Origin of the sequence: Cryobacterium zongtaii (assembly GCF_002909375.1) — a bacterium.
In the GTDB taxonomy this organism is placed as follows: Bacteria; Actinomycetota; Actinomycetes; order Actinomycetales; family Microbacteriaceae; genus Cryobacterium; species Cryobacterium zongtaii.
The window spans coordinates 20997-44219 of record NZ_PPXD01000024.1 but is presented as its reverse complement, the minus strand read 5'-3'; the positions used below and the strand labels follow the sequence as shown (position 1 = coordinate 44219).

Below are 23223 nucleotides of genomic sequence, written 5' to 3'. Positions count from 1 at the left end.
CACGCCCCAAGGAACCGCCGGGCATGACCGATCGCGAAACCTAGACTGCGGGTATGCCCCTGAACTTCGTCTCAATCGACTTCGAAACAGCCAACTTCGATCGGGCATCCGTTTGCGCCGTAGGCCTCACAAAAGTCGTGGATGGTCGCGTTTCCTCTACCGAGTCGTGGTTTGTCACCCCGCCCACTGGTCTGGATTTCACGAATACCTACTTGCACGGCATCGGGTTGGAGCAGGTCTCCGGCGCTCCGTCTTGGCAGGAGTCATTACAGCGCATTAGCCAGGTCGCTGATGGGGACCCGCTCATCGCGTACAGCCCATTCGACAAGGGCGTCTACAACGCCGCCAATAACCTCACTGGCACGCCGTCGTCGGACTTCGCATTCTTCGACGCCTTGGCCATCGTTCGACATCACTGCCAGCTCCCTAGCCACAAGCTCCCCCTCGTTATCGCGCACTTCGGGTTGGCGGGCTTCGACCACCATGAAGCAGGGGCAGACTCACTTGCGTGCGCCCAGATCACACTACGTGTGGCCCAGGAACGCGGTGCGGGAACGGTCGAGGAGTTGTGGGCATCGGTCCCCGCCCGGGACAAAGTCAGGGCAACTCGATCTCGCATCTATCAGAAGAAAGCCGATCTTCCGCAGGCGAGCGCTGTAGCGGATCCCCACCATCCCCTTTTCGGCGAGGTGATCTGTTTTTCTGGTGATCTCGATAGCTACACTCGCTCGGAGGCTCAGAATCTCGTTGCCTCATTCGGGGCGGCTGTGTCGGGAAACGTCACGAAGAAGACTTCCCTGGTCGTCATGGGAGGCTTCGACCCAGCCACCCTCCGGGTCGGTGCGACGCTGAGTTCTAAGATCCAGCGAGCCCAGGAGCTCGCTGTTGCCGGTCAATCGATCGAGATTGTCACTGAGCAGACATTCCTCGAAATTCTGACTTTCTGAAACACTCGCTACCACCAGATTGATTCAGCCCTCCCGGGGTAGTCTCCCGGTCTGGTTGAGATCCTGAGCAGAAGACGGTCTGGAAGTCGACGAAAGCTTCGTTGCGCTCTCGAATTGTGCGCGGCGCTGAACTCCGACAGTAGAGAATTGCGGTCAGGTAAGCTCCGATCGATGTCTGACAACACACTTGTGCCCGGCGACTACCGGCTGGTCCTCGAGGAGCTGAAAACCCGAGTCCGCGGCGCCCGCTTGCGTGCCCAGCGACGCGTCAATACGGACTTGCTCGAGCTCTACTGGCACATCGGCACCGTTCTCTCCTCCCGCCAAGCACAAGGAGGGTGGGGCACGGGTGTCCTCAACCAATTAGCTGATGACCTGCAAGCCGAGTTCCAGGGCATGAAAGGGTTTTCGCGGTCAAACCTGAAATACATGCGAGCATTCGCACAGGCCTGGAACAACCAGCGCCCAATTGGCCAACAAGCTGTTGGCCAATTGCCGTGGGGCCACGTCACCGTCCTGCTCGACAAACTCGATTCGCGCGAAGACCGTGAATGGTACGCAGCTGCAGCAGCCGAACACGGGTGGTCCCGAAACGTGCTGATGAACCAAATCATGAACCAGACCCGCGCGCGAATCGGATCATCACCGTCGAACTTCAGCACCCAGCTCGCGCCAGCAGACTCCGACCTGGCACACCAACTCGCCAAAGACCCCTACGTCTTCGACTTCCTTGACCTCACGGCCGACGTCGCCGAACGCGAACTTGAACAAGCGCTCATGGACCGTATCGTTGACACCCTCCGCGAACTTGGCGCCGGATTCGCATTCGTCGGCCGCCAAGTCCACTTCGACGTCGACGGCGACGACTTTTACCTCGACCTCTTGTTCTTCCACGTCGAACAACTGCGCTACGTCGTCATCGAACTCAAGACAGGAAAGTTCCTGCCGGAGCACGCCGGACAGCTCGGGTTTTACGTCGCCCTGGTCGACGACCGGCTCCGCCGCAGCGCCCACGCACCAACTGTCGGTATCTTGATCTGCGGCAGCCGCAACGACCACACCGTGAGATATTCACTCGGTCGCGCCGCTTCCCCGATGGCTGTCTCGACGTATTCCTACGACACCTTGCCCGACGACGAACGCAGTGCTCTTCCTGCCGCTGAACAGCTAGCGGCCGCCCTCGACTGGGTTCCCGACGAGCCCTGAAAACGTCATCCATCCAGCGAGCGTTCAATAGGATTTTCACGCCGTGGGTACTCGAGATTTTCGCCGCAGCACTGGCCCTGCAATGCCGGACTGTCCGCTCGCTCAGTCGTGCCCTAAACTCTCGGCTGAGCTAGCGCGCCACATCAGGCTGCAATGACCGAGTAGGGGAGCAAGGGTTGCGCGGTCAAACTGGGCGGATGTTCGAGAAGCTGGTTCTGGCACAAGCGCACTCTGCCTGGGAAGCCGACGACCGGGCAGGGGCGCTAAGGGTGTTGAAAGACGCGATTCGTGCTCATCCCTCCTTCGACGAGGTCCGTCGAATGCTGGCCGAATGCTACCGGCAGATGGGACACCCGGACCAGGCCGGCCGGTGGGGGGTCGACATCCCGGACTGGACGACCGACCTCGAGCGAGACCGGCTCGCTCGCTTGCTCGCGGCATCCGGTGTCGACGAGGCGCGGGTTGCCCACTTCCTCGCGCTTCCCGGCGGCGTGCTCTCTCCGCCGGTGCGAGCGATTCTCGACGGTCCTGTTCAGGAGTACCGGGAGACATTCGCTTTTCGACCCCGCCCCGAGCCCGTCTTCTCGGGGGGCGGCGAGCCCGACCACAACACGGTCCTCGTCCTCACCATCGTCCTGTGGATCTGCTGGACGATCGCCAGCATCGGCGGCGCCTATGTGGTTACCGGTTTCGCCGTGTTCGACTCGGTGAGCTCTAACCTCGCTCGAACGATAGTCCTCATCACCAACGGTGTCGGCGCGTTGGCTCTCGCTTCCAGCGCGGTACTCGCCGCCGCGCTGAAAGCGAGATGGTGGGCGCGCGGATGCGCAATTGCGGCGCTTGTCGACATCGCGCTCACTCTTACTCAGCTGAGCCGAGGCTGGGTTGATCTGTGATCGCACGGCCCCAGGAGGAGCTGACTTTGGCGTCTTCAAATCTTTCGTAGCGTCTATCCTGACCGCCGATAATAATGATTATGTCAACAAGTACTGTATCTATTGCAGAACTTGCAGAATAGGACTCCCCTGGTATTTACCCGCCGGAGCGTCGGCCGCGTCAGGAACTTCCGCCATTTCTCTGAGATGCGGGCGCTACATGTACTGTGATTCAGGCCTGAGCGCTCTGATTCAACATCGGGAATGTCTCGGCGCATACCCTTTCGGAATACCCGAATCTCCGTGGTTTCACGTTGTCTGTTTGCCCGCCGATTCAATATATCCGACCACCGCAAAGCGTCTCAACCTGAAATTTGATCCGACCCCAAAAGCCGACCGATGGGTCGAGGTTTTGAGTGCCTCGACGGCTCGCACAAGCCTGAGGCGGGCTCCGATTTTATTGCCCGCGTGGGGACACAGTCGGCGGTAGCCGCGCTGGGGAATTCCGTCCTGACCGTGAACACTCCGACTGATGGAGCGAGATGCAGAGTCTGAGCTCCTGGCTAGCCCGGAGGGGAAGAGATCAAGCGCCGCGGTTATCCTAACCTAGCGATTCGTTGGGTGCGGCAGGGGCCAGTCGTTTCAAGGTCTTTCACGCCTGGCGGAGCTCATGAATGGCAGGCTCCTCTCCCGTGAGTTCCTGATGATCTCCTCGCTCAGCGCGGGTAGCGCCAGAACGAGCTGGAGGACGGTTCGGGCGGTGCGCTGGACTTCACCGAGTGTGATGCCGTCTGGGCGAGCGAGGGAATCGAGCAGAGACGATGCCGCAGTGGTGTCGAAGCCGCCGCTGACGTGGTCGAACCATCCGCCAGGCATAAAGACGTCGACCTGCGCGCGGACCCGGTATGCGTCGTCAGCCACTGCCGGGAAATCCGGGTCGACGGCGCGCTGCATCCACCAGTCGGTGATCACCGTTCCCTCAAATCCCCACTCCTCCCGCAGGATCGTCGTGCACAACTCGTCGTTGTAGTGCGACCATGCGCCGTTGATTTTGTTGTACGACGTCATGAGGGTGTGCGGGCGCGCCTGGGCGAGGCAGATTTGAAACCCGCGCAGGTAGATCTCCCGCAGGGCCCGTTCCGAGACTCTCGAGTCGTTGAGGTTCCGGTTGGTTTCCTGGTTGTTGCACGCAAAGTGTTTGGGGCAGGCCGCTACTCCCGCTTCCTGGACGCCGGCCACGACTGCGGCCGCGATAAGGCCGGTGACCAGCGGGTCCTCGGAGAAGTACTCGAAGTTGCGCCCGCACAGGGGGTCACGGTGGATGTTCATTCCCGGGCTGAGTAGCACGTGGGTGCCCTTGCGGACCATCTCCTCGCCGTGGTGTGCCGCGAGTCGACGCACGAGCGGGGTGTTCCAGGTTGAGGCGAGTGCCGCTCCGCAGGGCAGGAGCGCAGCGTAGGCCGCCAGCCGGATGCCGGAGGGGCCGTCCGTCGTCGTAATGGGAGGCACGCCTTTGGCTCGTAGCGACGCGGTGATGCCGCCGAACACGCCAGCGTTCCCGGGCGTCCCGAGCGGGCTGTCCATGACTGCGTCACCTCGGGTGAGCGCTTCCAGGTCCTCGTGGGAGAGCTGGGCCACGAACTCGTCGAGCGTCGCTGCCCCTTCAGCGACATCGGCCAGGGTGACGGCCTGGCTTCCGGTCTGCTCCAGTACCGGAACCGTGCGTGCCTGGAGCCGTTCGCGGCGGGAGACCTCCCGCGTGGGGACATCCTGCCACCCGACGACGGCGCGACCGGCGTCGTCGCGGTCGAGAATCATCCGTTGGAAGGGGTGAGCGGCGGCGGGTGCGCACGCCTCGGTCAGCTGTTCGACGACGCGCAGCTCGCTGAGCGTGAACGAGGCGATCTGGGTCGCCGCGCGCACGTCGGTGCCGGCGAACACCTTGTATTCACCGGCCTCGAGGACGTAGGCGGACCGATGGCCGGTTGCCCCGGAATCGTCGTAAGAGGCCAGAGAGGCGATCGGGAACGCCAGGTGCAACGACTCGCTCTCGCCCGGGTCCAGTCGTCGCGACTTCGCGAAGGACGCCAGCGTGCGGGCAGGCATGCCGAGCTCGCCGTCCGGCGCTTGGACGTACACCTGGACGACCTCAGCGCCGGGATGCTCCGTCCCGACGTTGCTCACGCGCGCGGTGACCGTGACCTCCTCGTCGTTGACGTAGGCCGTGGCCACCACATCGAGTCTCGAGTACCCGAGACCAAACCCAAAGGGAAAGAGGACGGCGTTGGGCGCGAAGGTTTCGAAGTACCGGTAGCCGACGTAGATGTCCTCCGCGTAGTCGTTATGCTCGAGCCCGCCGAAGTTCGGTGCGCTCGGGTAGTCGGCGTAGGAACGTGCGATGGTGTCGGTGAGTCGCCCTCCGGGCACCTGCACGCCGGTCAGGACATCCGCGATGGCCCGCGCGCCCTCCATGCCGCCCTGCCAGGCGTAGAGCACCGAGGAGATCGCCTCGCCGTACTGGTCCAGCCAGGCGAGATCGATGACGTTGCCGCAATCGAGCACCACGACGGTGTGCGTGAACGCTGAGGTGACCGCGTCCAGCAGGCTCTTCTCCGCGTCCGTGAGGTAATAACTGCCCTGAGTCAGGGTGTTCTCTCGCGCTTCCCCGGCGGCACGCCCCAGGACGACGATGGCGACGTCCGCCCGGGTTGCGGCGGCTCGAACGGCCTCGCCTTCGAGGGGCATCTCCTCGAAGTAGCGCGGCCAATTCCCCCAAGTGCCCTCGTCGGGTGGGTTCTCCGCGCACCAGCGTGTGTAGGACGCGGCGAGATCTCCGTCGACGGTGACCTGGCCGCCGTCGCGTAGTGCGTCCAGAAGGTTCCAGGAGTACGGAGCGTTGACGTCCCCGCCCGACCCGTACCCGACCGAGAAGTAGTCGATCTGGACCCGCCCGAAGAGCGCAATGCGCGACCCCCCGCGCAAAGGGAGGGTGCCGTCGTTGCGGAGCAGGACAGTCCCGTCAGCGGCGGACTCCCGGCACAGCGCGACGAGCTCCGGGTCGATGTAGGTCTCGGTGTCAACCAGGCCCGTGGAGGCCTGCGCCAATTGCTCTTCGCCCGCCGAGAGCGATGGGGTGGGGTTGTCCGCCGGCGATGTCATCAGATGTTCCTCCATGGTCAGGCCTCAAGTGTGCTGCGGTCAACGCCGACGTGAACGTCGAGGACCGAGATTCCGATGAGGTCCGCGAACGAGACGGACAGGCCACCCTGGCGGTAGTGCGCCGTCGTCTTGACCCCGGTGAGGGGCGCGCCGTCGGCCATCACGCGGACATCCCCGCTGCCGGGCTCGACGTGGAAGCGCACCGTGCGACGCTCGCCGGCAAGGTCGATGGCGATCGTGAGGCCGTCGTCCTCGAGAGCGAGGACCGGGTCTATGACCACCGCGCCGGCTCGCTCGACGAGGCCGAGCGCTCCCTGCACCAGCTGGCGAAGGTAGATACCCGGGCCACTGGAGTAGACGCGCCATCCGCCCTTGACCCCGACGGTGCCATCTCGCAACCGGTCGAAATTCGCGGCGGCGTCGTAGCGGTCGGTGAAGGCTGCGTCGGAGGAGGAGTAGTAGCAGTTTCGCTGGCGCGGCATGCTCGTGCTCAGTCGCTCGAACTGGCCGACTGGGCTGATTCTCAGCAGCTCCGTGACGAGCCGCTCACGGCCCAGCGTCGCGAGGGCCTGCGTGTAGCGGATGTGGGCGTGGGTGTACATGAGCCCGACTTCACGGCCGAAGTTCGCCGCTTGCTCACCACGACGGAAGAATCGCGTCTGGCCTTCGTGGAAGGGCGCGGGCCGGTCCATGAGGCGGACGCCGTCGGGGAAGTGCAGGTGCTCCTCGACGAGACTCTCGTGGCGCAATGCTTGCTCAGGGGTGAACAGCCCGGCGATGATCGACCGGGTCATGGGGATGAGCCGGTAGGAAAGCCCCGTCCGGTCGTCGCTGGGGTGCAGCACGGGCCGCGGGCCCTCGGGGGTGAAGACGACGTAGCCGGCGAGCACATCGTCGATGATGAGACGCTCAGCGAATTCAGCCGCTATCGTCGACGCCTCGGACATGAGGTCGGTGGCGAGCGAGTCGTGCGCGGTCCCCCGAAGCTGGCCGCCGAGGGTGCTGACCGCCTGAAACAGAAGGGCGACGGTCCAGGCGGAGGCCATCTCACGGCTCATTGAGGCCTGTGCGGGCTGGAGGGTGTCATCCCAGTCGCCCTCACCGTACGAGAGCAGGTCAGTCCCAGGGGCGCGGTGGCTGCGGATGTAGTTCAGGGAGGCGCGCACATGGTCGGTGAGGGGCGCAGCCACGCTGCCCGGGCGGCGTAGCTCGCCGTCCCAGTACGGCACCGTGACGTCGAGGATCGTCGTATCGCCGGTCGCAGCCAGGTACTCCCCCAGCGCCATCAGGGGCCAGACGACAACGTCGCCGTGGGCCTCGTCGGAGTACCGCTCGCGGTAGGCGTCGAACATGAACCATTGCGGCAGGGTCCCGTCCGGGGACTGCTGGGCGAACACCCGGCGGACGATGTCGCGCGCCGCGTCGAAGTGACCGAAGGCGAGGTTGAGCTCGAGCGGTCCCTGGCAGACGTCACGGGTGCCCCAGGCCGCGCCGGAGTATTGTTCGAGACCGTGCGGGACGAGGAAGTGAACCAGCGCGTTCTGCGTGAACCACGGCAGCAGGAGGTTGATCTCGGTGAGGCGGCCGTCGCCCTCGACCCGTAGGTTGCGCGTGTAGTCGGCGATGTAACCGCGGTGCGCCTCGAGCTCGGCGGCGACGTCGAGTGGGTTGTTGAGCACCGCCTCGGCGTGGGCGAGGGCGTCCGCGGCGCCGTCGAGGTCACCGGAGAGCACAAGCGAGGCCGAGGTCGTTGCGTCGAAAGCGACAGTCGTCAGGTTCGTGCCATGGGAGCGGCCGTCGGGGAAGAGCGCCGTGTCGTCACCGAAGCGCCCGGCCTCACTGGCGAGTACGTAGACGAGATCAGGGCAGTGCTCGGCGACGTCGGTCCCGGCGTCCGCAGCGTAGACGATCGCGCGGCCGTTGAGGGCCCGGCTTGCGGTCCACGACTGCCCGCCGAGCTCGACATCCACGGTGAGGATGATGTCGATCGGCTGCTCGGAGTCGATGCAGATCTCGATGGCACGGGCGTCATGGCTCGCCGTCGTGCGCACCTCGATGCGACCGTCCTCGGTCGCGTAGATCCAACGGACCCCGCCGAGGTCGAGGATGAGGGCGGAGGGCACTCCGAGCAGCTGCCACCGGTCACCTATTCGAACGAGTGCCCGCACCCCTGAGGAACGCAGCAGGTTGAGGTGGTTGCGTTGGACGGAAACGAAACGGTTGGCGGTCGTGTTCCCGACGACAACGTGGGAGGCGAAGACCCCGTAGGCGTAGGCCGTCGCGGAGAGGATGTTGTCGTTCGGGCTAACGTCGGTGCCGGCCTTGAGGACGTGCCCGTGGGGTCGCTCAACCGCGAGTTCCTTTGCGCGGCTGACGACGTGGGTGGCCTCGGGCGTGAAGAAGGACCGCAGGTTCCCGGCATCGTCGCGCTCGGGCTGGAGGACCCGGGACGACGCGTCGGAGTTCGCCGACACGGTCCCGAGCTCGGTGAGCTCGGCGTCGGAGAGGTCGAGGCCACACAGCAGCGGGGCCGATACCAGCAGGGAGCGGGACGACGTGGGGGACTCGGCAGCGGGGGCGGTGTTCGCTGTGGCGGAGCGCACACCGTCGTTCGGTGCTGAGGGCGCGCTGCTCAGCGCGAGCGCGAGCGCGCGATCGAACAGCCCAGGCACCTCGTCGAGGGCGACAGCGAGTTCTCCGCGGTAATCCGCGACCACGGCTGTCACCGCGTGCACGGTTCGCGGAGCGGTGAGATCGAACTCGGGGCCGAGTAGCGCCGGTAAGGCAAACTCGTACTGATAGATGAGCGAGTCCCAGTCGGGCACACCCAGGCTGTGAGCGCGGCCATCGATCTTCGCGTTGAGCCCATAGAAAGAGAATCCGTCGGTGAGGTAGGCGCGAGCACCTTCGACGAGGGCGGTCACCGCCAGAGGCAGCACGGGCGCAGTCGCCATGGTCTGCCGGCTCGCGATGACGGTTCCGGCGCGGGCGTCGTCGAGCACGTGGTGCACGACGTACTGGCTCACGTAGGGCTCGTTGTTGACGGCCGTCGAGAACGGCACGAGGGCAAGGTCCTGGGCGAAGATGACGTCGTAGATGGAGCCCGCCGCGCCGGGCTCACCGGTCGCGAGGTCCACCCGCCACACCCAGACGTCACCGTGCGGGTCAAGAGTGAGAGTCACCACGTAGCTCGCCCCGAGGGCCTGGCCTGACCAGCGCACGTAGCCCGGCTCCGCAGCGAAGTCACCGAACGAGCGTCCACCGACGAGCGGTACCCCCTCGACAATGCGAGTACCCGAGGCGTCCAGACCGTGGCGGCGCAAGAACACGCCGCCGACCATTGCGTCATGCTCGCTCGGCACATACTGGTTGACCAGCATCGACTCCCCGTACGTGATGGCACGCACGTCACCCGCGGCTGACAGCTCGATGCGAGTGGTCCCCGCCTCCAGCAACGCCGCCGTCGGCGCGACTCTCATGGGGCTACGCTCGGCTGGCAGGGCTGTGACGGCTGCGGCAGGATCGGTAGTGGACGGGTGGATGGTGTGCGTGGTCACGGATATTCCTCAATGCAGGCAGCTGCAAGTGGGCGGGATGCGGCGGGTAGAGCGGGATGGCGCGGGCGGGAAGGCTCAGACAGCGAGAGCGTTGGCCGTCGCCACGTTGCCGAGCCATCGAGCGCTGGGTTTGACGGTCCGCACGAAGGTGAAGCGGTCCACACTCACGAGCCCGAAGGTCGGGCCGTAGGTACCCCACTCGTAGTTGTCGAGCAGGCTCCAGTACAGATAACCCTCCACCTGGATCCCGTCGGTGATCGCCCGGTGCAGTCCCTCGAGCGCGCCCTGCAGATAGGCCACCCGGCGAGAGTCGTCGTCGGTGGCGATGCCGTTCTCGGTGACGAAGACGGGCACCCCCGGTGCCATCTGGTGGGACAGGCGGATACCGTCCTCGAGGGCACGCGGGTAGAACTCCCAGCCGGTAAGGGTCCTCTCGGCGCCATCGGCGATCAGGAGCGGCCCCTCGGGCCCGATCTTGGTGCGCGTGTAGGCCTGCACGCCGACCCAGTCGTCGCCGGCGGCCATCTCGAGGTACCAGGCGTCACGGTAGTAGCCATACTCGCGGGCGATCTCCTCGCAACCTGGCTCAGGCTGAAAGTCCTGTGTGGCGACCGTCCAGCCAGTGCGGAAATCTCCGGCCTTCGCGAGCACCGCTCGGCAGGCGCGGTGGGCCGCGAGTAGGATCCGGGCGACGCCCACGTCGGGTCCGGGTTGTCCGAAGGCTTGCAAGGTCGCACCTAGACCGTCGCCTCCGGCCATCATCGCGACCATGTTCGGCTCGTTGATGGTGCACACCCACTCCACGCCCTCAAGAACTGGGAGCACGGTCCGCGTGTAAAAAGAGAAACGCTCGACGGCGTCGGGCGCACGCCACCCACCTTCGTCCTCGAACCACTGCGGAATGGTGAAATGGTGCAGCGTGATCATCGGCTCGAGACCGAGCTCACGGGCTGTCAGGACCATGCGACGGTAGTGGGCGAGCTCCGCCTGGGAGACGAAGCCTTTCTGGGGCTCGATGCGAGCCCACTCGATCGAAAAGCGGTACATGCTCAGGCCCGCGTCGACGAGCGCCTGCATGTCCTCGCGGAAGCGGTGGTAGCTATCGCAGGCATCAAGGCTCGGCTCGGCGATCGTGGAGTCGACGAGGTGCTCGCGACGCCACCAGTCGGAGTTGACGTTGTTGCCCTCGATCTGGTGAGCGGCGGTCGCGGATCCCCAGCGGAATCCTTCGGGGAAGTGCAGCATGTTTGCCTCGCTTGGTCTTTTTTGGATCGGTGCAGTCAGCACGTGGTGTGCGCAGTGCGCCCGGCGCCGGTCATCGCCCGGCTCCCGCGCGGTGCGGCTGCGGGATCGCCTCGAGCAGCTCCATTGTGTAGGGGTCCTGGGGGAACCGCAGCACCTGGGCGGTCTGTCCGGACTCCACAACCCGGCCTTGATTGAGAACCATGATTTGGTCAGTGACCAGCCGAGCGGAGAGGAGGTCATGGGTGATGTAGAGCATCGAGACGCCGAACGTGACCCGCAGTCCATCCAGGAGCGCGAGAACGCCGGCGCGCAACGACACGTCGAGCATCGAAACGGGCTCGTCCGCGATGATCACCTGCGGGTCGCAGGCGAGAGCGCGGGCGATGACCACGCGCTGACGCTGCCCGCCGGAGAGCTGATGCGGGAGCTTCGCCGCGAACTGCTCGACGGGCGTCAGGCCCACGGTGTCGAGGAGCTCGAGGACGCGCGTGCGCGCCGCGGCACCGCGCAGTCCTGTGTGGTTGAGGACGGGGCGCATGAGCGCGTACTCGACCGTGTGCAGCGGGTTGAGAGCGGAGTACGGGTCTTGGAAGACCATCTGCACCTCCTGGCGTAGCCCCCGCAGCCCCTTGCCCCGTAGCGTGTCGACCCGGGTCTCACCGAAAAGGATCGTGCCCGATGTCGGACGTTCGACGCCGGTGATGAGCTTGGCGATGGTGGACTTGCCCGAGCCGCTCGCTCCGACCAGGGCCATGGACTGGCCCTGGTCGAGGGTGAAGGAGACGTGGTCGACGGCAGTGACCGGGTCGCTACCGCGGCGCGGCCGCGGATAGACCTTAGTGACGTCGTCGACCACGATCGCCGCCACTTCGGGCCGCCCCGGTCGGCGCCGGGCGGGCGCGGAGGGCGCAGCTGTCACCTCGCCTGTCTTCGGCGAGACGGCGTCGAGGGCGGAGCCGAGCCCGGTGCTCGAGATCGTCAAGCCGCGCACGACGAGCCCGGGCACCTCGACGACCTCCGCGCGGGGGTCGGCATAGTGGCCGAGCAACATCTGTGTGTACTCGTGCTGCGGTGCGTGCAGGATCTGCTGCGACGTACCGTCCTCAACAATGACGCCCTCGCTCATGACCATGACCCGTGACGTCGACTCCAGCACGACGCCGAGGTCGTGACTGATCAGCAGCGCGGTGAAGTTCTCAGACTTCTGCAGCTCCCGGATGGTGCCCATGACGGCGTGCTGCACGAGGACGTCGAGAGCCGTGGTCGGCTCATCGAAGACCATGAGCTGGGGCTCAAGCGACAGTGCGAGAGCGATCGAGACGCGTTGTCTCATCCCGCCAGAGAGCTCACCGGGGAAGCGGTCGAGCACATCTCGGGGCAACTCGACCTTCTCGACGAGGTCGTAGGCTCGCGCGAGACGCTTGCTCGTGGGCACGTGGTCGTGCGCGGCAAAGATGTCGCCGAAATGCTTGCGAATCGAGCGCACCGGGTTGAGGGCGTTCATGCCGGACTGCAGCACCATCGCGAAACCGCCCTGACGCTGCTTGCGCAGCTCCTCCTCATCCATGCTCGCGATATCGCGTCCATCGAAGAGGATCGTTCCCTCCGAGATGCGGGCCGGCGCCTTAGCGAGGCGGGTCACCGCGAAGCCGAGGGTTGACTTGCCGGAGCCGGACTCCCCCACGAGGCCGACGAACTCGCCACGTTCCAGAGAGAAAGAAGCGTTCCTGACCGCATATGTCGGCTCCGCGCCGCGCGGTTCATAGATGACCGACAGGTTGTTGACCTCGAGCAGGCTCATCGTCCGGTTCCTTCCCGAAGGCGGGGGTTGGACAGGCCGTCCACCCCGAAGTTGATAAGAGTGAGCGACGTGGCGATCAGTGCGATGCACAGGCCGGGTGCGAAAAGCAGCACCCACTGACCGGTGAGCAGGGCGTTTGAATTCGACGCCCAGAAGAGCATGGATCCCCAGCTCACGGTCGTCGTGTCGCCGATCCCCAGGAAGGACAGGCCCGACTCCGCGAGGACCGCCGACGTCGCCGCACCGAAGAAGCTGCCGGTAATGAGCGAGGTCATGTTCGGCAGGATCTCGTGGAAGACGATGCGGGCCGCGCCGTCTCCGGCGAATTGCGCTGCGGTGATGAAGTCACGACCGCGGATGGACTGCGTCTGCGATCGGAGCACGCGCGCCCCATACGCCCAACCGGTGAGCACGACGACGAAGATGATCATCGTCATGCCGCCGTTCTGCAGGTAGGCCGCGATGACGATCATGAGCGGTAGCCCCGGGATGACGAGCACGAGGTTGACGATGAAGTTGATGACGTCGGCGAGCGGGCCACGGATATAGCCCCACGACAGGCCGACGACGACCGCGATGAGGGTGGAGAGAAACCCGGCGATGAAGCCGACGAGCACCGAAATCCGGGCACCGAAGATAACCTGCGAGAGCACGTCCTCGCCTGCGGCCGTGGTACCGAACCAGTGGCTTCCGGATGGAGATTGGTTGCGTCCGAAGCCGTTCTCGCCTGCGCCGTAGGGCGCGATGAGCGGCGCGAAGATGGCCAGAGCCACGAAGGCGAGGAGCAGGACCACGCCGATGCGGGCCTTCTTGTTGCTCCAGATCGTCGAGGCGCCGCGTGTGAGGACCCGCAACGGCGAGGCCGGCCCGTGCTGCTTGGGGAGGACGGGGCCGGCACCGCGCGCGGCCTGATGGGGCGGGGTCGAGCCCGTGGGTTCAGGGGGATTCACTAGAGCAGTCATCGTCGGGTCCTCGGATCCAATAGTCCGTACAAGATGTCGACCAAGAAGTTCGCGAGCAGAATACTGATCGTGATCATGAGGAACAGCGCCTGCATGAGCGGGAAGTCCTGGTTCGTGACCGCGTTGAAGAGCAAGTAGCCCACACCGGGGTAGTTGAAGACCTGCTCGACGAGCAGCGAGCCACCCACCACACCACCGAGCGCCAGGCCGAAGCCGGTGAGGTTCGGCAGGATCGCGTTGCGGGCGGCGTACTTGATAGCGACGGTATGGGTGCGCAGACCGTTCGCTTCGGCGAAGGTGACGTAGTCGTCGCCGAGGGTATTGATCATGTTGTTGCGCATCCCGAGTATCCAGCCGCCGACGGAGGTGACGAGGATAGTCACGGCGGGCAGCCAGGCGTGGCCGAGCGCGTCGCCGATGAAGGCGAGGCTGAGGTTGGGGGTCGCTTCGAGGCCATACGCGCCCGAGGTCGGGAACCACTTGAGCGTGTAGCCGAGGAAGAAGACGAGCAGAAGGGCGGTCCAGAAGTATGGGAAGGCCGAGGTGAACGTTCCGCCGAGCGTGGGGAGGGTGTCGAGCCAGGTGCCGCGCTTCCAGGCGGCGAGCACACCGAGCAGGGTGCCGAGGACGAACGCGACAATCGTTACGAGACCGACCATGACAAGTGTCCACGGGAGCGCGTTCAAGACGAGGGAGGAAACGCTCTGCGGGAAGAACGTGTACGAGACCCCGAAGTCGAGGCGGGACACGTTGCCGAGGTACTGAACGTATTGCGACCACACGTCGCCGGTCGGGACGCCGAGCTGAGCCTCGATGGCTGCTCGGGTCGCTGGATCCACAGGGCCGTTTTGTGCCAGCTTCGCGATGGCCGCGTCAGCAGGCGTGCCGGGCATGAGCCGCGGCAGCAGGAAGTTCAGGGTGATCGCGGCCCACGCGGTCAGGAGCAGCAGGCCAAGCTTGCGCAGGGGGTACCACACGGGTTACTCGCCTTCGATAGGAGGTTGGGGCACAGCGGGGCTGAGCGAGGTGCCCGAGGTGTCAGAGGCACCTCGCTCAGCCTTTAGCGGTTCTGCAGGAGAACCTCTTAGCCGTTCGCCTTCGTGATGGTGGTCAGGACGACGAGCGCTGCCGAGGTGTACGGAGTCGGCGTCATGTAGGGATTGTCGGCGTCGGGCCAGCCGGTGAAGCTCTTGTCGGAGACGAGACCCCAGAGGCCCGCATAGTAGACGGAGATGACCGGGAGGTCGTTGTACATGACCTCCTGGAGTTCCCCGGCGAGCTCCTTCTGGCGGTCCGCGTCTACGGTCGTGCGGAACTCGGTGAGCATCCTGTCGACCTCAGGGTTGGAGTACCGCTGGTAGTTCGACGGAGCCGTGGTACCGATCGGCTGGAGGAAATCGGAGCTCAGCAGGTTGTAGTAGCCCTGGTAGACCGAGCCGTTGCCGCCGAAGGACGTCATCGCAACATCGAAATCACCGTTCTGAACCGCCTGGAAGTAGGCGGCGGGCTGCGGCTGGTTGATCTTCACGTCGATGCCGATCGCAACGTACTGCTTCTGGATCTCCTGCACTGCGCGCAGCCAGTCCGTCCAGCCGTTCGGGGTTGTGATCGTCATCTTGGCCTGGACGCCGTCCGCGTCGACGAGTTTTCCGCCCTTGGACGTGAAGCCGGCCTTGGCGAAGGCCGCTTCGGCAGCGTCGGTATCCTGCGCGACCATGCCCTTGTCGGGGATGGCGTCGGTGAGCCACTCGTCCTGTGTCGGCAGCAGGAGTCCCTGCTGGCCGGCGGCACCAACGGTGCCCTCGGAGGCATTGTCGGCGATGCTGTCGCGCTCGAGCGCGAGGGACATGCCCTCGCGGAAGTTCGGGTCGTTGTAGGGCGCTTTGGTGAGGTTCGGCGCGATGGCAACCGTGCCAGCCGCGGGGAACCAATACTGATTGCCCTCGTCGGCGGCGACCCAGGTGTTCTCGACGTCAGACATGAACGCGTAGGCCCAGTCGTAGCCGTTGTTGACGACGTCCAGCTGCGAGTTCGCGGCGGGGAGCACGAGTTCATCGGCGGCAACCTTGTCGGCCTGCCAGTAGTCCGCATTCTTCTCGAGCTTGTACTGGTTCGCGTTGAAGTCGCCGAGCGTATAAGGGCCGGTTCCGATGGGGTCTTCATTGGTGAAAGTAACCGGGTCCTTGACGTCGGCCCAGAGGTGCTCGGCGACGATCGGGACGGCGAGCACGGTGATAGGGGCGGAGGAGTCCTCCGCCTGAAGGGTGAAGGTGACCTTCAGGCCTTCGGCGCTCACGGACTCAAGACGTGACCATACACCGGTGCTGTCGAGAGCTGGGAACTCCTTGAGGAGGTTGTACGTGAAGACGACGTCTTCAGCGGTGAACTCTTCGCCGTCGCTCCAAATGACGCCCTCGCGGATGTCCGAGACAATCGTCTTGGCGTCGGGCTGCGTGTAGTCGGTCTGCAGAAAGCTCGTCGACTTGCCGTCGAGCGCGTTCACGACCATGAGGGGTTCGTTGATGATCGTCGATGCGGTGCGCTTCTCGATCACGAACGGGTTGAAGTTCTTGACGAACGTCGGCGATCCGTTGTCGGCGGCGAGCATGAGTGAGCTCGATCCATCCGTTCCGGTCGTGGGTCCCGACTCGGGGGCCGCACAGGCGCTGAGCGCCAGGGCTGCGGCGAGCCCCAGCCCCAGGGCGGAAGTCAGGCGCATGCGCGTCCGACGGGTGCCATCGATCATGGATGTCTTCTCCTTAGTGTCATCTTTGTCACCTCGGCCGAGCGTTACGCATCCACGCGGATTACGTCGGCAAGTAGTGCTGTCCTTATACTGTATGCGCATACATCACCCTCGCGCAACTTTTGATCGAACAGACGACGGGATGGACGTGACGATGCCCTGCCTGGGTCAGGCGAGGCAACCACAGCTCTCACGCAGCAGCACCGTGACCGGCAAGGTCCCGGTCTGCGGTGGCATCAAAGGGTCGCCCAATCTGCGCAGCAAGGTGTCCACCGCGGCTCGCCCCAACTCACGCATGGGTTGACGGACGGTTGTGAGCCGCGGTCGTGACGTTTGCGAGGCGTCGATCCCGTCGAAGCCGGTGACTATGACGTCCTCGGGCACCCTCAGCCCTGTGGCGAGTAGGGCGTCGAGGACTCCAAGGGCGGTCTGGTCGTTCGAGCACACGAGCGCCCGCGGGACCCGACCTGCCTCGACCAAACGACGACCGAGCATCCGACCGTGGCTCCGGGTGAAGTCACCTCGCAGGAGCGGCTCCGACGGCAGCTCAATCCCCTCGGCGTGCAGCCCCATTCGGAACCCCTCGAAGCGGTCGTGATCGTCCGGGGAGTCGGCCGGGCCTCCGACGAAGGCCAGGTCGCGGACCCCATGGGCGTCGACGACGTGCCGGGTCATCGCCTGCATCCCGGCCACGTTGTCGGTGCCGATGTGGTCGTAATCGTCCCCTGCGCGCGTGCCGGCGATGACCACGACCGGGATATGCCGGGCGATGTGGGCAAGCAGCCCCTCAGGCACCGTCCGCGAGAGGGTGATCATGCCATCGACACGACCGGCGAGGTTGTCGAAGATCTCGTCGCCCCGCGCCACCGCGATAGTCACGGCCATACCGTGCCGCCACGCCTCGATCTCCGTGCCAAGCATGACCTCGCTGAGGTAAAGGTCCCCGCTCGGTTCGACGTCCTCGGGCGGGTCGAGTTGCTCGATCACCCTGCCATCGGCATAAACAATCGGCGCCGGCCCACCGTCGATCCCGTCGAAGTCGGGGAAGCACAGCCCAATCGCACCGGCCCGTCGCGCCGCCAAACTACGAGCGCTTCCGCTCGGCACGTAGCCCAAATTCAGGACGGCGGCGTTCACGCGGTCCTTGGTCGCCTGCGACACCTTGTGCGGCTTCCGGAACACCCGCGACACAGTCGCGATCGACACCCCCGCGAGATCCGCCACGTCGTAGACGGTGGGAGTCTTCGGCATCAGATCCTCCATCTCGTATGGACTCCAGCTGGGCGGATTGTGGGCCGTGGACTGGCACAAGGCTGCGGTCTAGTCCATCTTGGCATGATCGTCGGATGCCCATGAGATGCGCCTAGTTGCCTGATTTTGGACCACAGCTGGCGGCAAAGCCATACGGTCGCAGCAAGGCTCTGATTGAAAGAGTGTTTGATGGTCAAGTTGTTTCCCCCGCATCCGCGCATTGATTTCGTTGATCTGGGGTGCGCCGGGATGCCGGTTCATCGTGCTGCAACGGTCACGTCCCGCTAAGTGGTGGAGTTTCTCGACACCGTGCAGGTCAGTTGTTCTAGCTTGGGCGGCGGCAAGTTCCGGGAGTGTCACCGCCTCGTCGATGACGTCGCTGGGGTTGTTCATGCTGGGGATTTTCGATGAGCGCCGTCATCCAGAACCCACTCGATCACAGAACGTGAGCCGAGCATGTATTCATGCGCCTCTTCCGGTATTCCGCGGCGCGTGAGGCGTTGTTTGTAGATAATCGTGGACTTGTCCCATGCTCCGGCCTTGCTCTTCCGCTTTGGTGGTGACAATCGACGAGAACGAAGTCCAACTGGAAGTCCTGCTTGAGCAAATCTTTAGCGGGCTGAGTTCCGCACAAACGGTCAAGCATTGTGAACATCCGTGCACGGATTCAAGATCACCGACCCAAATGATTCATCCCTGTCCAACCGGACCAGCGACACGTTCACGGCGGCGCACCCATATTGCATCTGAGACCGGACATTAGAGCCATCGCTCTTCGGGGTCCCGCCTGCTCAGCCAGGCTAGAGCCAGCGGGCTGGTCTACGTTTAGATCAGCTTTCCGCTGAACGCGACGAGCCGGGTGGAGTAGCTAATCCTGGACCGCTTCCAGGTCACCGCGCAGGTCGGTCCTGTGCCCGGTCCAAATGATGTCGAACAGTTGGGGCGCGTAGCCCTCTCGGTTGCACGGATTCACGGCGAGTTCTTCGACTCGAACATAATCATGGGTATCGCCTGAAACAGCATGAATGCGGTCAACCGCCGCGTGAGCCCCAAATGCACCCACAACGCCCAGATCGCCCTTCTCCAAGGTGCCCAGCCACCTATACGTCGGCCGCTATCCCGACGTCGACTCCGAGGTGCTCAGGACGCCGGGGTCGTCGGCGGCGTCGCGACGGGCGTCCATCGCGCGGATGCCTCAACAGACAGCATCCCGCTCAACGATCGCGGGGCTGGCTCGGAACTGTCCGAGCTGCGCTGCACCCGTCGGTGCATCTGCGTGCTCGGGCAGGTCCAAGCAAGACAGCCTCAGCGGGCGACCTGTTCATCAACGACAGCGCCGCCCCGGCGGCCGAGTGCAAGACGGCGGCCAGCCGGAACGCCACTGCGGTGCGTGGCGACCGGCGGGCCGACGTGTCAGTGCTTTTGCACGTACCTGACGGGAGCGGGCAATCCGCGCGCAACGCGCACGGAGCGAGAGAGCCGCTCGATCGACTTGAGAGCGTCAAGAACGTCGTCTGCCGTGACTACGAACGGCATGTTGTGGATTGTCTCGCCCGGCAGGGTAGAAGCCGTTGCGATGGCCCTCAGTTCCTTCTCGTCATCTAGGCCCAGACCGATCTCCGTCAGCGTGGTTGGCAAACCGACGCGAGTGGTGAACTCGATGAAGTCTTCCACCTCGGTGCGTGGCGCGCCCTCAAGGACGAGTTGGGTCAAAGAGCCGATGTTCACCTTCTGACCGTGGGTGAGCCCGTGGGTCTGCGGCGCCGCCGTCAGACCGTTGTGGATGGCGTGGGCCGCCGCTAGGCCGCCCGACTCAAAACCAAGCCCGGACAATAGGGTGTTAGCTTCTACCAGCTTTTCGAGAGCAGGAGTGACCAGGTTGTCACGCACGGCGTCGAGTGCGGGAAGGGCATTTTCCCAGATGACGTCCCACGACAACTTGGCCAGCGCGGTTCCAGTTTGGGTCGGTAGCCCACCGGCCATCGTGGTCGCATTGGCAGTCGCCGTGGCCCGGGCTTCGAGCCAGGTTGCCAATGCGTCGCCGATACCGGCGATGAGGAACTCGACCGGCGCATTGGCCACGATCTGGGTGTCGATAAGCACAAGGTCGGGATTGCGGGGGAAGAACCGGTACTCGACGAACTCGCCCTCCTCCGTGTAGATCACCGAGAGTGCGGAGGTGGGTGCGTCGGTCGATGCCACGGTGGGCACGCTGACCCAGCGAATTCCGGCCAGGAAGCCGGCGGCCTTGGCTGAATCGATCGTGCTTCCGCCACCCACGCCGATGATCACGTCGGACTTGGTTGCGCGGATCTTCTCGACCAGCGCGTCGACTGCGGCCGCGGTCGCGAATCGGCCGAACTCGACTCGTTCAACGCGGAGGCCCGCAGTGGCGAAGCTCGCCGACACCTGCTCCCCTGCGAAGCCCCACACGACGTCATCAGCGACGATCACGGGGGCGGATCCGATCTGAGCCACAAATTCGCCGAGGCGATCAATCGCTCCCTTGCCCTGGACGTATCGTCCGGGGCTCATAACTGTGCGGATTGGAGTGGTCATCGTAGACCTTCTTCCTGGTTGAACTGCGTCTACATCTTTGTGGGACGGTAGCGGTGAACCGGTCTTCCGGGTCACAGATTTCACACTACGCCCGCCGATCCGGCCGAAAACGGGCGTCCTGCGCCGAGCGGCCGGGCGAACGCACCTTCGAGCGGATTCTGGCACGTTCGCCCAATCCGAGATCAAGGCCCACAAAATCAGTTTCAAGGCGTAAATACGCCTCCGAAGCCATATTTCCTGAATGCTATTCAGCATTTTTGGAAGATGGGTTCTAATTTTAGAAACCGTCAATGCACGTCTGTGCAAATCGGACGCTCGTGAGCGGCCCGGCACCAGCAGATGCCCGCCGAGCCGCCGGGGGTACGCTCGAGTCAAGCGATCGTCCAACGATTCGGCGGGCATCTTCCGGAGCAGTGCAGCAGTCCGGGTCCCCACCGGATTAGCGGGTTGTTTCGGGCTCGCTACACCCGTGTCGGCTCAAGCAGGACAGCGGCGGCGGACCGGGCCACGTCGGCACTACCGGCGGCAACCGCGGCGATCGCGGCATCCCGGCATTGATTCAGCGTCACGCCACGCAGTAACTTCGCCACGCCACCCAGGGCGCGCGGGGACATCGACAGGCTGGTTGCCCCGAACCCCACCAGGACGGCGGCGAGCATCGGATCTGCCGCGGCCTCTCCGCAGACCCCGACCGGCTTACCAGCCACCACACCGGCCTGGCAAGCCTCCCGGATCATCCGCAGGACCGCTGGCTGCCAGGGGTCGTTTAGCAGGGCGAGCTCTCCCATCAGCCGATCGGCCGCCATGGTGTATTGGGCAAGGTCGTTGGTCCCCAGACTCGCGAAGTCCACCCGTTCGAGGATTGAGCTCGCGGTGATGGCGGCGGCAGGAGTCTCGATCATCACACCCACGTTGTGCAGGCCGTGCGCGGCACATCGGGCCGCAAAATCCGCAGACTCGTCGACGGTCGCGATCATGGGAGCCATGACGCCGACGACGGCGTCCTCTGCAGCCGCCGCCGTGGCGATGGCCCGCAGCTGGGTGTCCAACAGTTCAGGGCGCTGCCACGCGGTGCGATACCCCCGGATGCCGAGGGCAGGGTTGACCTCGTCCGCGGCCGTGACGAACGCGAGCGGCTTGTCGGCGCCCGCATCCAGTGTTCGAATCGTCACTTTCTTCCCAGGGAATGCGGCAAACACCTGACGGTAGGCGGCGACCTGTTCGTCGAGTCCCGGAGCTTCGGCGTGGTCGAGGAAGCAGAATTCGGTGCGGAAGAGGCCGACTCCCTCGGCGTTCGCCTCGATCGCGGCGGCAACGCTGTCCGGCGAAGCCACGTTCGCGAGGAGCTGCACACGGTGCCCGTCTCTGGTCGCTCCCGCGCCGTCGAAGGTGACCACCCGGCCGACCTGTCCCTCAGCTCGCACCACTTGCTCGTCGGTGGGGTCCACGACGATTTCACCGGTCGTGCCGTCGACGATCACCACGCTCCCCTCGGGCAGGTCCATCGCATCCCGGGCCGCCACCACGGCGGGTAGGCCGAGGGCACGCGCGAGGATGGCCGTGTGGGAGGTCGGGCCGCCTTCGACGGTGACGATCGCCCGACACACTTTGGGGTCGATCAGCGCCGTGTCGGCGGGCGCCAGGTCACGGGCCACGAGCACATATGGCTCGGAACGATCCGGCAGGCCCGGTGCCGGACGGCCGAGCAGCTCAGCCACGATGCGGTTGCGCACGTCGTGCAGGTCCGGGATGCGCTCGGCGAGGAGCCCGCCCTGTTCGCTGAAGAGCGACGCGACCTCACCCACGGCCGCCCAAACGGCGCGCTCTGGAGTGTGACCCTGCTTGGTCACCCGGGAAACGGCCGCATCGATCAATCCGGGATCGGCCGCCATCAGCGCCGTCGCTTCCAGAATCCCCTGCGCCGCTCCGTTGACCCGGACCGCCTTGGCCCTGAAGGCCAGGGCAACGGATGTCGCGGCAGTTACGATTCTCTCCGCGGCCGCCTCCCGTTCGCGCATGGAGAGTTCGGCTGCCGGTCCGGGTTCACCCATCGGCTCCTGCATCCGCACGATCGGACCGACGGCTAGGCCAGGACTTACGCCTAGCGGCCGGTTCGACGCCGCCTTGGTCGAGGGCGGTGCCTCCGGTTGCGGCGCGGGCAGTGCCGGAATGGGCGCGGGAGCGTTTGTGGTCTCCAGTTCCCCGAAGCCCTTGCAGACCAGGTCGCTCACGGCCTCGAGTGCCGCCACGGCCTGTCGTCCGGCCGCTGCGACAGAGATCGTGTCGCCCTTCCGGGCGCCGACGGCCAACAGTGCCGTCGGGCTGTTGGCCGGCACAGGGGGCTTGCCGGTGCGGAGGTTGGCGACCGTCACCGTCGCCTCAAATGCGCTGATGGCGGTGACGAGCATCGAAACCGGTCGCGCGTGCAGGCCGTGGGGGTTCAGCAGCATTACCTGGATCGTGTGTTCCGCCGCCGGGCCGGAATCGGCCGGACGGCCGGCCGGCTCCTCGTCGCCTAGGTGGCTCTGCTTGGCGCGGAGGGCGCCTCGGGCCTCACGTTCCACGTCGTCGAGGGTGGCGCCACCCGCCGCTCGCACGACTGCCGCCATTAGACCCTCAACGAAGGGAGCGCTGCTGAGCCGGACGGGCACATCGGGGTCGTCCGAGAATTCCAGCGCCATTTCCGCGCTCATCACAGCCGATCCTAGATCCATCATCACGAGCACGCCCTCGGGAGAGGACACCTCGGCGATGGCCTCGGAGACTTTGAGCGCATCCGTTCCGATGACGCCTTCGCTGGCACCGGCCGCGATTGCGATGGCCGGCCCGTTGACCCCGACCATCTCCACCGCGAGGTCCACTGCTGCCTGCGCCAGACGGGGGCTGTGCGATACAACTACGATTCCTATCACGAT

The 23223-nt window shown here is 65.0% G+C and carries 15 protein-coding genes; 3 read left to right on the top strand and 12 right to left on the bottom strand.

All coding sequences use genetic code 11. From position 1 onward, the window contains the following. Positions 1 to 53: 53 nt before the first annotated feature. From C3B61_RS14900 to C3B61_RS14890, 3 genes are all read left to right on the top strand, one after another. On the top strand, positions 54 to 947 hold the full coding sequence (locus C3B61_RS14900; protein WP_103461382.1) for an exonuclease domain-containing protein: 894 nt from the start codon (positions 54 to 56) through the stop codon (positions 945 to 947). 171 nt (positions 948 to 1118) lie between these two features. Beyond that, a complete protein-coding gene (locus C3B61_RS14895) occupies positions 1119 to 2153 on the top strand; it encodes a PDDEXK nuclease domain-containing protein (RefSeq protein ID WP_103461381.1) in 1035 nt (344 codons plus the stop codon). Positions 2154 to 2350: 197 nt separating this feature from the next. Next, entirely contained in the window at positions 2351 to 3049 is a 699-nt protein-coding gene (locus C3B61_RS14890; protein WP_103461380.1) for a tetratricopeptide repeat protein, read from the top strand. A gap of 621 nt (positions 3050 to 3670) precedes the next feature. Here the strand turns inward: C3B61_RS14890 and C3B61_RS14885 are convergent. The 12 genes from C3B61_RS14885 to ptsP form a co-directional block, all read right to left on the bottom strand. Further along, positions 3671 to 6187 (bottom strand): glycoside hydrolase family 3 protein, encoded by a 2517-nt coding sequence (locus C3B61_RS14885; protein ID WP_103461379.1) that lies wholly within the window; start codon positions 6185 to 6187, stop codon positions 3671 to 3673. A 17-nt stretch (positions 6188 to 6204) separates the two neighbouring features. After that, entirely contained in the window at positions 6205 to 9666 is a 3462-nt protein-coding gene (locus C3B61_RS14880) for a glucosidase family protein (protein ID WP_133160317.1), read from the bottom strand. 153 nt (positions 9667 to 9819) lie between these two features. Then, on the bottom strand, positions 9820 to 10989 hold the full coding sequence (locus C3B61_RS14875; RefSeq protein WP_103461377.1) for a glycoside hydrolase family 1 protein: 1170 nt from the start codon (positions 10987 to 10989) through the stop codon (positions 9820 to 9822). 70 nt (positions 10990 to 11059) lie between these two features. Beyond that, entirely contained in the window at positions 11060 to 12790 is a 1731-nt protein-coding gene (locus C3B61_RS14870; RefSeq protein WP_103461376.1) for an ABC transporter ATP-binding protein, read from the bottom strand. Next, the gene (locus C3B61_RS14865; protein WP_103461375.1) at positions 12787 to 13752 is read right to left on the bottom strand and encodes an ABC transporter permease; all 966 of its coding nucleotides are present in this window, start codon (positions 13750 to 13752) and stop codon (positions 12787 to 12789) included. Before C3B61_RS14865 ends, C3B61_RS14870 begins: the two co-directional genes overlap by 4 nt. Beyond that, entirely contained in the window at positions 13749 to 14729 is a 981-nt protein-coding gene (locus C3B61_RS14860) for an ABC transporter permease (RefSeq protein ID WP_103461374.1), read from the bottom strand. Before C3B61_RS14860 ends, C3B61_RS14865 begins: the two co-directional genes overlap by 4 nt. A gap of 107 nt (positions 14730 to 14836) precedes the next feature. After that, a complete protein-coding gene (locus C3B61_RS14855) occupies positions 14837 to 16498 on the bottom strand; it encodes an ABC transporter substrate-binding protein (RefSeq protein WP_103461373.1) in 1662 nt (553 codons plus the stop codon). A 168-nt stretch (positions 16499 to 16666) separates the two neighbouring features. Further along, complete coding sequence (locus C3B61_RS14850; RefSeq protein WP_103461444.1) at positions 16667 to 17749, bottom strand: LacI family DNA-binding transcriptional regulator; 1083 nt, start codon at positions 17747 to 17749, stop codon at positions 16667 to 16669. Positions 17750 to 17818: 69 nt separating this feature from the next. Further along, positions 17819 to 18142 (bottom strand): hypothetical protein, encoded by a 324-nt coding sequence (locus C3B61_RS19510; protein WP_133160316.1) that lies wholly within the window; start codon positions 18140 to 18142, stop codon positions 17819 to 17821. Further along, positions 18139 to 18315, bottom strand: a complete 177-nt coding sequence (locus C3B61_RS20295; protein ID WP_165791187.1) for a type ISP restriction/modification enzyme — start codon at positions 18313 to 18315, stop codon at positions 18139 to 18141. The genes C3B61_RS19510 and C3B61_RS20295 overlap by 4 nt, the downstream gene beginning before the upstream one ends. An 847-nt stretch (positions 18316 to 19162) precedes the next feature. Then, the gene (locus tag C3B61_RS14845; protein ID WP_088458230.1) at positions 19163 to 20308 is read right to left on the bottom strand and encodes a glycerol dehydrogenase; all 1146 of its coding nucleotides are present in this window, start codon (positions 20306 to 20308) and stop codon (positions 19163 to 19165) included. Positions 20309 to 20769: 461 nt separating this feature from the next. Then, positions 20770 to 23220, bottom strand: coding sequence for a phosphoenolpyruvate--protein phosphotransferase (gene ptsP, locus C3B61_RS14840; RefSeq protein ID WP_103461372.1), 2451 nt, complete (start codon positions 23218 to 23220; stop codon positions 20770 to 20772). Positions 23221 to 23223 lie beyond the last annotated feature (3 nt).